Source organism: Polaromonas sp. P1_E11 (assembly GCF_056405995.1).
In genome coordinates, this window is record NZ_JBFUBA010000003.1 from 91382 (window position 1) to 106972 (window position 15591).

At 59.4% G+C, this 15591-nt stretch carries 17 protein-coding genes; 3 read left to right on the forward strand and 14 right to left on the reverse strand.

Going from position 1 to position 15591, the window contains the following annotated elements; genetic code table 11:
* Positions 1-30: 30 nt before the first annotated feature.
* The 6 genes from ybgF to AC1D11_RS14200 form a co-directional block, all read right to left on the reverse strand.
* On the reverse strand, positions 31-786 hold the full coding sequence (gene ybgF, locus AC1D11_RS14175) for a tol-pal system protein YbgF (RefSeq protein ID WP_477648441.1): 756 nt from the start codon (positions 784-786) through the stop codon (positions 31-33).
* A gap of 20 nt (positions 787-806) precedes the next feature.
* Positions 807-1340 carry a peptidoglycan-associated lipoprotein Pal gene (pal, locus tag AC1D11_RS14180; protein ID WP_477648383.1) on the reverse strand — a complete coding sequence of 178 codons (534 nt, stop codon included), beginning with the start codon at positions 1338-1340 and terminating at the stop codon, positions 807-809.
* 61 nt (positions 1341-1401) lie between these two features.
* Positions 1402-2691 (reverse strand): Tol-Pal system beta propeller repeat protein TolB, encoded by a 1290-nt coding sequence (gene tolB, locus AC1D11_RS14185; protein WP_477648382.1) that lies wholly within the window; start codon positions 2689-2691, stop codon positions 1402-1404.
* Positions 2692-2705: 14 nt separating this feature from the next.
* Positions 2706-3548, reverse strand: a complete 843-nt coding sequence (locus AC1D11_RS14190) for a glycosyltransferase family 2 protein (RefSeq protein ID WP_477651310.1) — start codon at positions 3546-3548, stop codon at positions 2706-2708.
* A complete protein-coding gene (locus AC1D11_RS14195; protein ID WP_477648380.1) occupies positions 3545-4324 on the reverse strand; it encodes a glycosyltransferase family 2 protein in 780 nt (259 codons plus the stop codon). Before AC1D11_RS14195 ends, AC1D11_RS14190 begins: the two co-directional genes overlap by 4 nt.
* Positions 4287-4562 carry a hypothetical protein gene (locus AC1D11_RS14200; RefSeq protein ID WP_477651309.1) on the reverse strand — a complete coding sequence of 92 codons (276 nt, stop codon included), beginning with the start codon at positions 4560-4562 and terminating at the stop codon, positions 4287-4289. Before AC1D11_RS14200 ends, AC1D11_RS14195 begins: the two co-directional genes overlap by 38 nt.
* Between AC1D11_RS14200 and AC1D11_RS14205 the strand changes: the two genes are divergently transcribed.
* The 3 genes from AC1D11_RS14205 (at position 4552) to AC1D11_RS14215 (ending at position 8471) form a co-directional block, all read left to right on the forward strand.
* Entirely contained in the window at positions 4552-5742 is a 1191-nt protein-coding gene (locus AC1D11_RS14205; RefSeq protein WP_477648378.1) for an O-antigen ligase family protein, read from the forward strand. The genes AC1D11_RS14200 and AC1D11_RS14205 overlap by 11 nt on opposite strands.
* Positions 5739-7511: a lipid A export permease/ATP-binding protein MsbA gene (msbA, locus tag AC1D11_RS14210; protein ID WP_477648377.1), complete on the forward strand. Its 1773-nt coding sequence runs from the start codon at positions 5739-5741 to the stop codon at positions 7509-7511. Before AC1D11_RS14205 ends, msbA begins: the two co-directional genes overlap by 4 nt.
* An 87-nt stretch (positions 7512-7598) precedes the next feature.
* Complete coding sequence (locus AC1D11_RS14215) at positions 7599-8471, forward strand: glycosyltransferase family protein (RefSeq protein WP_477651353.1); 873 nt, start codon at positions 7599-7601, stop codon at positions 8469-8471.
* Between the two features lie 16 nt (positions 8472-8487).
* Here the strand turns inward: AC1D11_RS14215 and AC1D11_RS14220 are convergent, their stop codons facing one another.
* The 8 genes from AC1D11_RS14220 to hemF form a co-directional block, all read right to left on the reverse strand.
* Positions 8488-9675 (reverse strand): glycosyltransferase family 4 protein, encoded by a 1188-nt coding sequence (locus tag AC1D11_RS14220; RefSeq protein ID WP_477649505.1) that lies wholly within the window; start codon positions 9673-9675, stop codon positions 8488-8490.
* Positions 9672-10424: a polysaccharide deacetylase family protein gene (locus AC1D11_RS14225; protein ID WP_477651461.1), complete on the reverse strand. Its 753-nt coding sequence runs from the start codon at positions 10422-10424 to the stop codon at positions 9672-9674. The genes AC1D11_RS14220 and AC1D11_RS14225 overlap by 4 nt, the downstream gene beginning before the upstream one ends.
* Positions 10425-10429: 5 nt before the next feature.
* Complete coding sequence (gene rng / locus AC1D11_RS14230; RefSeq protein ID WP_477649507.1) at positions 10430-11929, reverse strand: ribonuclease G; 1500 nt, start codon at positions 11927-11929, stop codon at positions 10430-10432.
* A 31-nt stretch (positions 11930-11960) separates the two neighbouring features.
* Positions 11961-12563, reverse strand: a complete 603-nt coding sequence (locus AC1D11_RS14235) for a Maf family protein (RefSeq protein ID WP_477649508.1) — start codon at positions 12561-12563, stop codon at positions 11961-11963.
* Positions 12564-12707: 144 nt separating this feature from the next.
* Positions 12708-13175 carry a 23S rRNA (pseudouridine(1915)-N(3))-methyltransferase RlmH gene (gene rlmH / locus AC1D11_RS14240; protein ID WP_477649509.1) on the reverse strand — a complete coding sequence of 156 codons (468 nt, stop codon included), beginning with the start codon at positions 13173-13175 and terminating at the stop codon, positions 12708-12710.
* Complete coding sequence (gene rsfS / locus AC1D11_RS14245) at positions 13172-13984, reverse strand: ribosome silencing factor (protein WP_477649510.1); 813 nt, start codon at positions 13982-13984, stop codon at positions 13172-13174. The genes rlmH and rsfS overlap by 4 nt, the downstream gene beginning before the upstream one ends.
* 29 nt (positions 13985-14013) lie before the next feature.
* Positions 14014-14643 (reverse strand): nicotinate (nicotinamide) nucleotide adenylyltransferase, encoded by a 630-nt coding sequence (nadD, locus tag AC1D11_RS14250; protein ID WP_477649511.1) that lies wholly within the window; start codon positions 14641-14643, stop codon positions 14014-14016.
* Entirely contained in the window at positions 14643-15560 is a 918-nt protein-coding gene (gene hemF, locus AC1D11_RS14255; protein ID WP_477651355.1) for an oxygen-dependent coproporphyrinogen oxidase, read from the reverse strand. The genes nadD and hemF overlap by 1 nt, the downstream gene beginning before the upstream one ends.
* Positions 15561-15591: the final 31 nt, after the last annotated feature.

Sequence of the window (15591 nt, forward strand, 5' to 3'; positions counted from 1 at the left end):
GCCGGCCGGATAGCCTGCCCGAGGTGCGGCTTACTTCAGCTTGGCCAGCCGTTCCTTGGCGACGGAAGCCGCCTCGGCTTGAGGATATGTCTTGACCAGGTCCTCCAGCGTCTTGCGGGCCGACTTGGTGTCCTTGAGTTCCACCTGGCAGTTGGCCAGCGAAAGCATGGCCTCCGGCGCGCGCATATGGTCGGGGTCAGCCGTCACGAGCGAGCGAAAATTGGTCACCGCGTCGCGGTAGTTGCGCAAGGCGTACTGCGCATTGCCCAGCCAGAACAGGGACGATGTCCGGTAGCCGGTTTGCGGATAACGCTTCAGGAAGCCCAGGAAGCTCGTCTGCGCTGCTGCAAAGTCGCCCTTGCGAAGCGTGGCCAGTGCGGTTTCAAACTCCTGTTTTTCAGCGGGCTCGGCCACAAATTCCTTGCCGTCCACATTGACTTTGCCGGGCTCGAACTTGCGCAGACGCTCGTCCACGCCTGTCGTCAGGTCTTTCTGGGTGCGCTGCATCTCGGCTACGCTGCGCGTGAGGCTTTCGTTCTGCCCACGCATGGTGGCGAGTTCGTTGCGCAGGGCCTCGATCTGGTTCGACAGATCGAGCAGGCTGCGACGTAACTGGGTGTTGTCTTCCGTGTTTTTCCGCACGTCATCGGCCATGCGCAGCTGCGATGCATCGACCTTTTGCCGCAAATCGAGGATCGCCCGTCGGGCCTCATCGTCTTCAAACAGGCCGGCGTTTGCATTGAACGCCAGCACGCAGGCCGCGGCCACAGCGGCATACCGAAACATGTTCACGGTTCGGGCCCCGTTTAACGGTAGTTGAGTTCAGCGCGGCGATTCTTCGCCATGGAGTCCTCATCAGAGCCCGTAGCTGCCGGCTTTTCCTTGCCGAAGCTCACGGCCTCGACTTGCGCATCAGCCACGCCCAGCAAGCCCAGCGCGCGGCGAACTGCCTCGGCGCGCCTTTGGCCCAAAGCCAGGTTGTACTCGCGGCCGCCGCGCTCGTCGGTATGGCCTTCAATAGCCATCTTGCGGCCCTTGTTGGCCGTCAGGTATTTGGCATGGGCCTCGATTGCTCCCTGGAACTCGGGCTTGACCACATAGCTGTCGAAGTCAAAGTAGATGACCTTGGTGGTATTGGCCGGGCCCGCCAGCGAGGCATCGGCACCTTCAACCTGTACCGGTGCAACAGCACGGCCGGTCGCGCCTGGTGTACCGCCCTGCTGGGTCGTGCCGGTGCGATCCTCGACCGGCACGTCATTCAGCTTGACGCCGGAACCGCAGGCTGTCAGCGTGGCCGCCAGGACAAGGGAGGAGATGATTGAAAAAACGGTGCGTTTCATGAAATACCTCTACAAAAAAATAGGCCGTATGGAAAACAAAAATAATGCCTGGTGTTGCCGGTCACCGCTGGAAAGGGCCCCAATCGGGTTCCCGGATATCACCGCTTGCCCCGGACAGTCTTGCCTTGATCTTGCCGTCCAGCGTTGTAGTCATCAGGGCTTCCCTGCCCTGCTGCTGGGTGGCATACACAATCAATCGGCTATTGGGTGCAAAGCTCGGACTCTCATCGGCCGTAGTTTCGGTGATTGGAGTGACCGTGCCGTTGGCAAGTTCCATAACATGCAGCTTGAAGGCGCCGCCCACCCGGGAAACATAGGCCAGCCATCGACCGTCGGGGCTGATCGCCGGGGATATGTTGTAGGTCCCGGTAAAGGTGACCCGCTCCGCATTGCCACCATTGGGGCTCATGCGGTAGATTTGCGGCGCGCCGCCCCGGTCGCTCACGAAATAGATGTAGCGCCCATCGGGCGAGAAGGCAGGCTCGGTGTCTATGCTGGAGGACTGGGTCAGCCGTTTGGGCTCGCCCCCATTGAGGCCTATCGCATAGAGCTGTGAACCGCCATCGCGGCTCAGCGTCGCCACTAACTGTTTGCCGTCCGGTGACCACGCCGGCGCACTATTGGAACCTCGAAAGTTGGCCAGCAGACGCCGCTTGCCAGAGGCCACGTCGTGCGCATAGATCACCGGCTTGCGCGACTCAAACGACACATAGGCCAGTTGCGAGCCGTTGGGTGACCATGCGGGCGAAATAATGGGTTCGGGGCTGGTCAGGGCCGACTGTGCACCTTCGCCATCCGAATCCGCGACCCAGAGGTTGTACTTTTGGGCCGCCTTGGTCACGTACGCGATACGCGTCGAGAAAATGCCTTTTTCGCCAGTGAGTTTTTCATAGACAAAATCGGAAATGCGGTGTGCAGACAGCCGCAGGTCGGCAGGCCCTACCGTGTAACTCTGGCCTCCCAAATCCTGTCCGCGCACGATATCCCAGAGGCGAAGACGAACGTCGAAACGACCGTCTGCCAACGGGGAAATGCTGCCGGTTACCATCGAATCAGCGCCTTTTTGCTTCCAGGCGGCCAGATCTGGGCGAGTATTCTCATCCGCGACGATCCCTGCGGTATCGATTGGTCGAAACATGCCACTACGTTCAAGGTCTGCCCGGACGATGGCGCCGATCTTTTGCGGTGCCTGCGCTTCTCCCCGAAACGTGGCGATGGCGATGGGCAGCTGGGTCAGGCCAACTCCGGAAACCTCAACACGAAATTGCGCCAGAGCCGGCACTGCCGGGAGCGTGGCAGCAACCAGCATTCCAGCAATGGTGCGACGGCGAATAAGGGGTGTGATGCTCATGGTTTTTTTTGAGGTCAATGCAAATGCGTTATTTTGATGGGTGCTTGGGGGGCACTTTGGCCCAGCCCTTTCTCCGCCTGCGTGACAGCAGTTTTCATGCGCTGGAGCACCCTGTTTTTATTGATGGATTCCTGGTCGCGCGTGTTCTCTCTGTGCCAAAGATGAAATACTTCCGTACCCATAAAACCATTTTTTCGCCGAATTCCCATATGGCTGAGCCTCAACACGAGGTCGGCATCTTCATGGCCCCACCCCTGAAAAGTTTCGTCAAATCCGTTGACATTGAAAAAATCGCGTCGCCAGACACCCAGGTTGCAGCTGCGAATGCCTTGCCACTGAAAGCCTTGTTTTACCCTGAATAAACGCCGTGGCCAGGACAGGAGGTGCAATAATTTGTTGCTATCACCCTGCAGCCGGGCGCGAATCCAGAACGATACAGGACGGCTGGGTAAATCAATAGCGCCATTGACTACACGTTCTGTAAGACGCGGGCTGATGAGCACCCTGCTTCCATTGACAAAACATCCTGGTTCGGCGAGGCGGGCGTGCTCCGCCACAAAGCGCGGCCCGGGAACGCAGTCTCCGTCGAGAAAAACCAGATAGTCGGCCGTAGCCAGACTGGCTCCGAGGTTGCGAGCCTGCGCAGCGGTAAAGCCCACGTCAGGATGCCAGACATGGCGAACAGGGCATCTGAAGGCCGGGCAGGCAGTGAGCAGCATGGCCACCTGGTCGGCCCGCGAGCCATCGTCGGCTATCACCACCTCGTGATCTTCACCACATTGACTTGAAAGCGACCTCAACACCGCCAGCAGCGCATCTGTCCGGTTGTATGTGAGGACGACAAAGCTGATCTTCATGGGGCACCGGCCGAGCCATGTCCATCGGGCCCCTGGCGTTGCAACAACCACAATTTCAGATACCGGTAATAGGTGCCCTCCGCATTGGAAACAGCGAGCACAAAACCCATCTTCCCATCCAGAAAGCCAAACCGCAGGAAATACGTGCGGATAAAAGCCCAGATTCCATGTCCTACTGCTTTGCCGATGGAAGCCGATCGGCCTTTATCTCGCAGAATTTGGGCCCCAGCCGAGGAGTACCGATTGGCCTTGTCGAGTACGGCTTCGAAATTAAGGAAGCTTTCATGCATCAGCGATGATTGCAATTGCCCCACGGGCAGGGACGTCACCAGCTTCTCATGCACCAGGTCTTCACTGAAACAGGCTGCGTTACGCCGGAACAAGCGAGTCACCCGGTCCGGATACCAGCCCGAGTGGCGCATGTATTGACCGCAGTAGCTCGACAGCCTCGGGAAGGAGTACACATCAAAAACCGGAGCGGCCAAACAAGCCATGATTTCGGCCTGCAACTGGATAGTGACACGTTCGTCTGCATCCAGCGAAAGCACCCAGTCCGACGTCGCCAGGGCAAGAGCCCGATTTTTCTGAACACCGAACCCGCGCCAGTCGGGAGCTGTGCTGACCTCGGCGCCCAATGAAGCGGCAATCTTCAGGGTGTCATCCGTGCTACCCGAGTCCAGCACGACGAGCTGGTCTGCAAAATTCACCGCGCGAAGACAGGCTTCAATATTGCGGGCTTCATTGTGGGTAATGACGATGACGGACAAGCTGGCCAACGAATGCCTTTTTCCTGGTGATAAAGAGGTTTTTTCCAATGAAACGCACAGCGACGCGGCGCCCGGACAGCATAGCAGACAAGCCCTGGCGGCTGGATGCCTGAGTGGGCGGGAATCGCCGATAATGCAGGCTTTCCTCAAGCGAGCGCGCCATTATTTTGCCCCACAAGAACATCAATTTCCGGCTGGTTGTGGTCTGCACAATGGCTGCGTCAGTTGGGCTGTCCATGGCAATCATCAGCCTGTCCAAGCTGGTGCTATTTCTCTTCGCATTGGTCTTCAGCATTGTTGCTCTGGCAACTTCCGGAAAAACAGCCGGATTCAAAAACAGCTATACGACCATTGCGGTCCTGGGAGCGCTCGCGGCGTTCACCTTAAGCCTAACCTGGACGGTAGCGCCGCCGGCCGACGCAGTGGGATCCCTTGCGAAATACGGCAAGCTGCTTTTGCCCCTTCTCATCATGATTCTCATTCATGATCGCCGTGAAGCGCTCTATGCATTAGGGGCATTTGGTGCTGCACAGCTGCTCCTCCTGTTTAGTTCATGGGCACTTTTCCTCGGAGTACCGATACCTTGGGCAAGCTCCAACATGGCGCTGACGCAGTACGCTGTTTTTTCCAGCTACCTGGACCAGGGAATCATGAGCGCAGTATTTGCGGCACTCTGCTGGCATTTGCGGGAAGCCGTGCCAGGCAGGTTTGGCCGGCAGACTGCTGTTGTTATTGCCCTGGTTGCCTTGGCAAATGTCTTCTTCGTGCTTAACGGGCGTAGTGGGCACGCAGTGGCCATCGCGCTGCTTTCTCTGGCCATCATGTGGGAGTTGCCCAAGAAATATCGGGCGGCCGTTGTGGTTCTCCCTTTTCTGATCGCGCTGGGCCTGTTTGTCAGTTCCACAAAGGTCCGTGACCGGTTGACGCAGGTCGCCCATGAAGTTCAATCTTATTCGGCGAAGGGCGAATCGACTACCTCATCCGGAATACGGCTCGCTTTTTGGCGGCGCGCGCTGGAGGTGGTCAAAGACAAGCCGTTATTGGGTGCGGGTATCGGAAGCTGGAGCACCGAATACAACCGTTTGGAGAAATTGCAAAACCCGGCCCACATCAATATCGAAGGCAATGGAAATCCACACCAGGAATATCTCCTGTGGGGCGTCCAGCTCGGAATCCCCGGCATCGTGCTTCTGCTCGCCTTGATGGGGACTGTGTTACGGGATGCCTGGAGAATGGAAAAAAACCATGCCCGCGCAACACTGTCCGTTCTTGCCGGTCTGGCCGTCGCCTGTCTTTTCAACTCGTCACTGTATGACGCGCTCATAGGCGACTTCTTCTGTGTTTGCCTTGGTTTGCTGCTTTCCGCCGGTTTGAGCAATATGCGTGAAACAACCTTGCCGCACGCCATGCAAGGGAGTCGCACTTGAGCACGTTGTCACCTTCCAATGAAGCGCCGCCGATACCCAGGCCTTCACTGATACGCCGGGTTGCGCGCGTTTGGCCGTACTTCAAGGATTCAAAAGCAGGCTGGGCACTTGCAGTGGGTGCGACCATCGTTGCATCGGCGACCGAACCCCTGGTTCCTGCGCTACTGAAGCCTCTACTGGATCGCGGCTTCCAGCGGGAAGGGTTCAACCTCTGGCTGGTCCCCCTTGCGCTGATTGTCCTGTTTACGCTGCGCGGGCTTTCTGGTTTTCTGGCTCAGTTTGCACTTGCAAAAGTCACCAACGACGGATTAACACGATTGCGTGAGGCCATGTTCGGTAAATTGCTGAGCGCACGGCTAAATCTGTTTTCGGACCAGAGTTCCAGTGCAATTGCGAACACCGTGGTGTACGAAGTTTTTAACGGTTCCTCGATGCTGATCAATGCGATCATGAAACTTGCACGGGACATACTGACGCTGGTGGCGCTAATCGGTTACCTGGTCTTCCTGAACTGGAAACTGATGCTGATCGTCGCCCTGCTTTTCCCCGCAGTGGCTTTGGTGATCCAGATTCTTTCAAAACGGCTCTACCGATTGACGAAGGAAAGTCAGACTGCGACCGACAACCTGGCGTATGTGGTCGAGGAGAATGTCCTGGCGCATCGCGACGTCCGCCTGCACGGTGCGCAGCAAAGTCAGGCCAGCCGTTTTGAAGTCCTCAGTCATTCCCTGCGCCGGCTTTCCATGAAATCGACGGCGGCCTACGCTGGGATGAGCGCCATTACGCAGGTGCTGGCCGCCATGGCGCTTTCAGCGGTCATCTCCGTGGCCCTGCTTCAGAGCGCAGAAAACACCACAAGCGTCGGCGGCTTCGTGGCATTCGTGACTGCCATGCTGCTGCTGATCGCACCGGTGAAAAGCCTTTCGGACGCAGCTACGCCGGTGACCCGCGGCCTTGCTGCACTGGAGCGCGGACTTGACTTGATGAATCTGACCGAAGACGAAGCCGGTGGCGATTTTGTTTTGAATCGCGCACGTGGTGATATCGAGTTCGTCGGTGTGAGCGTGGCCTACAAAGCCGACGCACCGCCGGCAATCAACGCATTGAATTTGTCAGTGAAGGCGGGAGAAACGCTGGCGGTCGTGGGAACTTCGGGATCTGGAAAAACCACGCTCGTTAACCTGTTGCCGCGATTTGTCGACGCGACAGCAGGGAAAATCTACCTGGACGGGCGGGAACTCCGAGACTGGAACCTTCAATCGCTCAGAACCCAGTTCTCGTTCGTAAGCCAGCACGTGGTCATGCTCAATAGCAGCATTGCGGAAAACGTCGCCCTCGGCCAATCGGTCGACCGAGACAGGGTTCTGGCATGCCTTGTTGCCGCCAATTTATCGGCGTTGCTGGCCGAGCTGCCAGCCGGACTTGACACCGTACTGGGCCACAATGCCATGCAGCTGTCGGGAGGACAACGCCAGCGGCTTGCCATTGCACGTGCACTGTATAAAGACGCGCCGATTCTGATACTGGACGAGGCCACTTCGGCACTTGATACAGAGTCAGAACTAGCAGTGCAGGAAGCCATCCGCAACCTCACGTCCAGCCGGACATCACTGGTCATTGCACACCGTCTTTCCACGATCCAACATGCAGACCGCATCATCATGATGGAGGCAGGCCGGATCATCGAGTCTGGCACCCACCTAGAATTGCTGGAAAAGAATGGCGCCTATGCCCACCTTTATCGGCTGGGATTTCAATCTGCTGCCTGACCATATCAAATTGTCCATGGCTGCGGATTGCCTGATTTTCGCTAACGGCCCAGGGCCGAACAGCCCCTTACCCGAAAGTTCATTGCGATGAGTGTCTCAATCAGCGGCTTTACGTTCATACGCAACGGCGTAAGCCTCGGCTTTCCGTTCGAAGCATCCATCCGCTCCCTCCTCCCCCTCGTGGATGAATTCGTTGTGGCGGTTGGGCAAGGTGAAGACGACACCCTGGCGCGGGTGAAAGCCATCAACGACCCGAAAATCCGCATCATCGAAACGCTGTGGAACGAACGCATGGCAGACCGTGGATTTGTTTACGCGCAGCAAAAAATGATCGCCCAATACTCCTGTACCGGCGATTGGGCTTTCTACCTGGAGGGTGATGAAGTGGTGCATGAAGGCGAGCTGGCCGCCATTCGGGCCAGCGTTGAACACCATCACTCCAATCCCGCAGTCGAAGCGCTGGTGTTTGACTACCATCACTTTTACGGCTCTCCCGACTGGATTTCCATCAGCCCGGGATGGTACCGCCGCGAATGCCGCTTGATCCGCAATACCATTCGAAGCTATGCACCCGATGGCCAGTATTGGCTGGTCACCACGCAGCACAAACGGGGGCGTAACCCCCAAGGCGCACTTGCCGGCGCGCACATTTACCACTACGGCTGGATACGCCGCAACGAGGAAATGCAGAAAAAGCTGGATCAGGTCAGCAAGTACTGGGGCGAGGCCTCAGCAGCGCAAATCACCTACAGCCAGTTTGATCGCCGTGCTCTGGCCCCTTTTACGGGCACGCACCCCCAAGCGGTGCAGGAATGGCTGGCCACTGAGGCCGAACCGGTCCTGAACATTGACCCGGCTTACAGGCCCACGCCCAAGGAAAACAAATACCACTTCATGCGCCAGGTGGAGACGCTGACCGGGCTGGACTTCAGCCGCAAGCATTTCAAGCTGGTAGCCTGAGCCAGTCTTCCCTGCTTCAGGCGGGTTTGTTGCCGTTCTTTGTCGCCATGGCCGAAAAATACAGCGCTTCCTGCTGCAGCGCGATTTCGCGCCACTGGTAGTGCGCGGCAAAGGCCACGGCGCCCTCCGACAGTGTTTTCCGCAATGTCGCTTGGGCAAGCAAATCGCCCAGCACCCGCGTAAGTTCGACTGCATCCCTGGGGTCGTCCAGCATCAGGGCATTCGCGCCTTGGCTCAGCAGGCCGGAAATACCGCAGTAATTCGGCCCGCTGACCACCACCGGCAAGCCGTGGGCCATGGCCTCCAGCACCACCATCGCAAAGGTGTCCTCGAAGGTAGGGTGCACCAGGATATCGGCGGCCTCGTAGGCCGGGCTGACGTCCTTGAGCGCGCCCAGGAAAAACACCCGTGCACTGAGTTTGAGAGTCTCGGCCAGCGCGCGGAATTCTGCAATATGGGCCGGGTTGCCCACCACCGCGAGCACAACCTCGGCCGGCAGCCGCGTCAGAGCCTGCAGCAAAGCCTCCAGGCCCTTTTTGCGGTAATCGTTGCCCACAAACAGCAGGCAGATGCCCTCCGCCGGTAAGTCCAGCCCCGCCCTCGCCTCGCGTTTGCGATCAGCCGCAACCGGCAGATTGGGCAGCGTGATGCCCGGAGTCACGACCGAAACAGCCGCACGGCACGCCGGGTAAGCTGCCCCCATGATGGGCCGCAGGCTTTCGGAGGTCACCACCACCTGCCGGCCTGGGCGTGGCGTATAACGCGCGCGCTCCAGTGCCAGGTAAGCCAGCAGCCGCGGACTGGTCACGACCTTGATCCAGCGCAGCACAAGGCGCAAGCCACTGCGCGCATGGAACAGGTTGTACTTGACGGGCATCACGTGCACCGTCTGCATCTCTCCGTGCCAGGTGTTTTCATGAGAATGCACCACGTCAAAACCGCGGCGCGTCGCCCACCAGGTCGTTGTGGCAAACCACAGCTGGTTGACCCAGCGCGGCTTGCGCAGCGGAGCCGATACCTTGTGGTAAGTCACACCGGGCCACTGGTGGTCGATTTCCTGCGCGAACACATGCATTTCGTGCCGGGCCGACAGCTGCTCGACCAGCGCAATGGAATAGCGCTCAGCGCCGCCGCCGGTCGGCGAAAAAGTACGGTTGAAGACCGCAACGCGCAGTTTCTTGGGTAGGGGATCGGGCGGGCTCATTTTTTCCGTCGGTCCTCGTAGGCCGTGGCGATCTTGAGCCAGAACACCGGCAAGGTGGTCGAGCGCAGCACCGGCACCCGCGGCAGCTGCAGCAGGTCCATACCCGCATGGCAGCGACTGCGCTGCGTGGTGGTGGCGGTGGCAAAACCCAGTTCCCGGACCAATTCGACGTGCCGGGCCTCGTAGTGACCATAGGGATAGCAGAAGTGCTCTACCGGCCGGGCTATGACGGCCTCCAGCCCGGTTTTGCCGAGCACCATCTCCTCGCGGCAACCGGGCTCGCCGGTTTCCAGCAGGTTGACGTGCGTGTGCGTATGCGAGCCAATCTCCTGCCCGTCCGCCACCCATTGACGGATCTCACCCTCGTCCATCAACGGAGTCTGCGGAATGCCAATGTTCTCGTCCCAGATATTGGTTTTGCCTAACAACCCGCTGACCGCGTAGCAGGTAGACGAAAAGCCGTGCTTCACCAATGTCGGCAGGGCATGCGTGAGGTTGTTCAGGTAGCCGTCGTCAAAAGTGATGCCAACCACCCTGCCGCTGCGCTCACCCTGCAGGTAAGGTTGCAAGGCGCTCATGGACAGGCCGGTGTAGCCGAGTAGTTTGAGCCAGGCCATTTGCCGCGCAAAGGCCGCAGGCGCCACGTAGAGGCCGCGAAACGGGCTGCCCTTTGGCGGCGCCTCGGCGATCTGGTGATAGACCAGAATGGGAATGGGTTGGCGGTTCTGGCTGAACATTGAAAGGGGCATGAAGGTCACAGCAGCACAATGTCGTATTGTTCCTGAGCCATCGCCGCTTCCGCCTGCAGGGAAATGGGTTTACCGATGAAATCGCTCAGGCTGGCCAGGTGCTGGCTTTCTTCGTCGAGGAAAAGTTCAATCACCTTAGGCGAAGCCACTACCCTGAATTCACGCGGGTTGAACTGGCGCGCTTCGCGCAGGATTTCGCGCAGGATGTCGTAGGTCACGCTCCGCGCGGTTTTAACCACGCCTTTGCCCATACAAGCGGCGCAGGGCTCACAAAGCTGATGGGCCAGCGATTCGCGGGTGCGCTTGCGCGTCATCTCCAGCAGGCCCAGCGCAGAAAAACCGTTGACACTGGTCTTGATACGGTCTCGTGAAAGCTGTTTCTGAAATTCGGTCAGCACCGCATCGCGGTGGTTTTCCTTGATCATGTCGATGAAATCGACGATCACAATGCCGCCAAGGTTGCGCAGGCGTAGCTGCCGGGCAATCGCCTGCGACGCCTCCAGGTTGGTCTTGAAAATCGTATCGTCGAAGTTGCGGGCACCGACAAATCCACCGGTATTGACATCGACGGTTGTCAGCGCTTCCGTCTGGTCGATGATCAGGTAACCGCCTGATTTGAGATCGACCCGCCGGCCCAGCGCTTTGGCAATTTCCTCGTCAATGTTGAACAAGTCAAAAATGGGGCGTTCACCGCCGTAGTGCTGAAGCTTCGGTTCGGTTGCCGGCATGAACTCCACGGCAAATGCCTTCAGCTTTTCAAACTGCTCACGTGAATCAATGCGGATGGTCTGCGTTTCCTCTACCACCAGGTCGCGCAGCACGCGCTGCAGCAGATTGAGGTCCTGGTGAAGCACAGAGGCGGGAGGTAAACGTACAGACGCATCCTTGATCCGTCCCCAGGTCTTGCGCAGGTAGGTGATGTCCTCTGCCAGTTCAGCGTCTGTCGCGTCCTCGCCATTGGTTCTCAGTATGAATCCGCCGCCCATGTCAGCAGTCAGCGCCTGAACCCGTTGGCGAAGCTCTTCGCGTTGCCGGGGGGGTATTTTTTGCGACACACCGATGTGGTTGTCTTGCGGCAAAAACACCAGCAACCGGCCGGCAATGCTGATTTGCGCCGTCAGCCGTGCGCCCTTGGTGCCTATCGGGTCCTTGAGAACCTGCACCATGACCGCCTGCCCTTCGAACAGCTGCTTTTCGATGGGTTGCAGCGACGCCATGGCTGGTGCGATAAGTCCACCAGCGGCCTGTGCGTCGGAGTCGGCATGGCGGCTGTTGATGCTGCTCATGAGGTCTGCCACGTGCAGAAAGGCTGCACGGTCCAGGCCGATGTCGATGAAGGCGGACTGCATGCCGGGCAGCACGCGGGCGACCTTGCCCAGGTACACATTGCCGACCAGGCCGCGTTCCAGGGTGCGTTCGACGTGAAGCTCCTGCACCGCGCCGTGTTCGACCACCGCCACCCGGGTTTCCTGGGGAGACCAGTTGATCAGGATGTCTTGTTGCATGTCTTTTGGAAGATTGAGTTGGCTGGAGGCACTAGAGGCGAATACCCGCGGCCTGCAGCAGCCGGGCGGTTTCCCTCAACGGGAGCCCCATGATGCCACTGTAGGAACCGTCAATGCGGCTGATGTGCATCGCCACCCTGCCCTGCACGGCATACGCGCCGGCCTTGCCCATGGGCTCGCCGCTGGCCACATAGCTGCGAATCTGTGCGGGCGTCAGCGCGTCAAAACTGACACGCGAAGTGCTCAGCGCCTCGAAACGACGGCGCCCGGACTGCACCGCCACCGCGGTCAGCACCCTGTGCGTGCCGTCCGAAAGCTCGCGCAACATGCGGGCCGCGTCTTTCTCGTCCTCCGGCTTGCCATAAATCACCCGACCCATGGCCACCGTAGTGTCCGAACAAAGGATGGGCGCCGGCGGCAGTTTGCGCCGCTTCATGCGGGCGATTGCCGCATCGAGCTTGAGGCCTGTGACACGCTGGACGTAGGTAGCGGGTGCCTCGTTTTTAAGCACCGCCTCCAGCGACTCAGCGTCCTCATCGGCGTCCGGCAGCAGCAGTTCGTGTCGCACGCCCAGTTGCTCCAGCAGTTGCCGCCGCCTCGGGCTTTGCGAGGCCAGGTAGATAAATTCAGACATAAAAACAGGGCTTAGTAGTTGGCCAAGTGAGTTCAACACCAGCAGGGGCCGCGGGACTGGCTTTGCCAGACCGCAGGCGCAGCGCCCCCTCGGGGGGCAGCGCATTACACGAAGTCGAAGACGCAGTGAAAAGCGTGGGGGCCTCTATTCTCTGTGATAGGGGTGATTGATTGTGATGCTCCAGGCCCGGTAAAGCTGCTCAATCAGAAGCACGCGCACCATGGCATGGGGCAAGGTCAGGTCTGAGAGGCGCAGGCGCTCATGCGCAGACTGTTTGAAACCGGCGTCCAGCCCGTCGGGCCCGCCGATGACGATGGCGACGTCGTCACCGGAGAGTTGCCAGGCCTTGAGCCGTTCAGCCAGTGCCACAGTAGTGACGGCCGTGCCGCGTTCGTCGAGCGCCACGACACGGGTGCCGCGGGCGATGCTGGCCTCTATGCGCCCGCGCTCGGCCGACAGCAGGTTGTCCAGGGTCTTGGAGGCGCGCGGCTCGGTCTTGACGGCTTTGAGTTCGACTTTCAGCTCTGGCGGGAAGCGCTTGGCGTAGTCGTCATAGGCCGTTTGCGCCCAGTCGGGCACTTTCTGGCCGACCGCTACGATCGTGAGCCTCATTTGCTCCGGGACGGAGTTTTCCTGGTGGCGGGTTTGCGCACTGCTGTTTTAGCGACGGTTTTGGCTGCGGTCTTCTTCGCCGCCACCTTTTTGGCTACGGGCACTTTGACAATCGGTGTTTTAACCGCGGGCCTTGCCGACGACTTGCCAGGAGCCGCTTTGGCGCCTGCCCGGGCCGGCTTTGCGGCGGGCTCGGTTGCCGGCGTGGCGGCATTGCGTTTGGCGGTCCAGTCATTGGTCTTGCCAACACGGCCCACATAGCTTGAATCGGGAGCGGTCGGCGCCTTCGCAGGTACTTTGGCCGCCGACTTCGCTGCGGTCTTTGCGCCTGATTTCGCGGAAGTTTTCGCGCCAGCGCGGGAAACCTTGGGTTTGGCCTCCGGCTCGGCATCGGCTTTGGACGCCTTCACCAGCGGCGCGGGCGCGCCCAGCTTGAGTTTGATGGGCTTGTCACCCCAAAGTTCTTCCAGGTGGTAGTACTGACGAATGGTCGGCTGCATGATGTGCGCCACAGCAGCGCCGCAATCGACAATGATCCATTCACCATTGTCTTCGCCTTCGATGCGCGGCTTGGCAAAACCTGCGTCCCGCACGGCATCCCGCACGCTGGCAGCCAGTGCCTTGGTCTGGCGGTTGGAGCTGCCGGAGGCGATGATCACGCGCTCGAACAATGACGTGATGTGCTCCGTGTCAAACACCTGGATGTCCTGCGCCTTGACGTCTTCCAGACCGTCAATGATGGCACGCTGCAGTTTCTGCACGTCCTTTTTGTCGGCGGCGGCGGAGGTTTTGACGGTGGTGGATGTCATGCAGTGTTTTGCTTCGATAAAGTGGGAAATTAATGGGAACCGTACAGCTGGTGAAGTGAAATATAACGCGCAACGGCTTCAGGGACCAACTGGGTAATTCCCCCTGTCACCGCGGCTCCGGAGGCCATTAACTGGCGAATCTGGGTGGCGCTGACAGGCATCAGGGGAAGATTGAGCAGGACAAAACGGTTGCTGCGGCTTTCGTAGGACTCAAATTGAGCTCCAGCCAGCGTGGATTGTGCGCGATCAGCTATACAAATTATAGCGAGGTCAAGAATGTCCTGCCACCGGTGCCATTGCCTGAAGACGGCAAACTGGTCTGCGCCAATGAACAGGTAAAGCTGGGCGCCCGGATTCTCCTCCTGGAGCGCCAAAAGCGTGTCAATGGTGAAAGTCGGCCCGCTGCGTTCAACCTCGCGCGCATCCACCCGAACGCCAGAAATATCGCCAAAAGCCAGCCTGGCCATGGCCAGCCGGTGAGCCGGCGCGCTCAGGGCGCGTGACTTGTGCCAGGCGTGGCCGGTCGGAACAACGTACAGGGTATCAAGGCCAAACTGCCGGATCGCCTCCTGCACCAGTGCAACGTGCGCACTGTGCGGCGGATCAAACGCACCACCAAACATGCCGATGCGCTTTTGCGCCGGTGACGGCGTTGCCATCAAACCCAGTCCCGTCTCGGCAAAAACTCCGTATACAGGCGCTCTTCAGGGCTGCCCGCCCCTACGCCCCGCTGATAAGACCAGCTCGCCAGCGGCGGCATGGACATCAGGATCGACTCCGTGCGCCCCCCGGACTGCAAACCAAAGTGCGTGCCACGGTCCCATACAAGGTTGAACTCCACATAACGGCCCCGCCGGTAAAGCTGGAATTCGCGCTCCCGCTCACCATATGGCGTGTCCTTGCGCCGCTCAACGATTGGCAAATAGGCCGGCAGGAAAGAGTCCGCCACACTCTGCATCAGGGCAAAGCTCTGGTCCAGGCCCAGCTCCTGGAAGTCGTCAAAGAAAACGCCGCCAATTCCGCGCTGCTCCTGCCGGTGCTTCAGATAAAAGTACTCATCACACCATTGTTTGAACCGGGGGTACTTGTCGTCGCCAAACGGTGCAAGCGCGTCTTTGCAGGTCTGGTGGAAATGCACTGCATCCTCTTCAAATCCGTAATAAGGCGTCAGGTCCATGCCGCCACCAAACCAGCAAACGGGCTCGCCCGAACCTGCCACCGGGGTCGCGGCCAGCATGCGCACGTTCATGTGGACTGTCGGCACGTAGGGATTTCGCGGGTGGAACACCAGCGAAACACCCAGAGCCTCAAACGGTGCGTCCGTCAATTCGGGGCGGTGCTGCGTCGCCGAAGGCGGCAGCTTGGGGCCCCGCACATGCGAGAACCCACAGCCGGCACGCTCAAACACCTGGCCTTGTTCCAGGATCATGGTGATGCCGTTACCCTGCAGCGTCTCGCCTGGCGCTTTCTGCCAATGGTCAGCCGTGAAGGACTGGCCGTCGATCCCGGAAACGGCGCCGGTGATGCGCTGCTGCAGCGCCAGCAGAAAGTCTCGAACGCCTGGAATATCGGTCATGCTGCAGTGTTACCCGGAGGGCGGAAGGAAA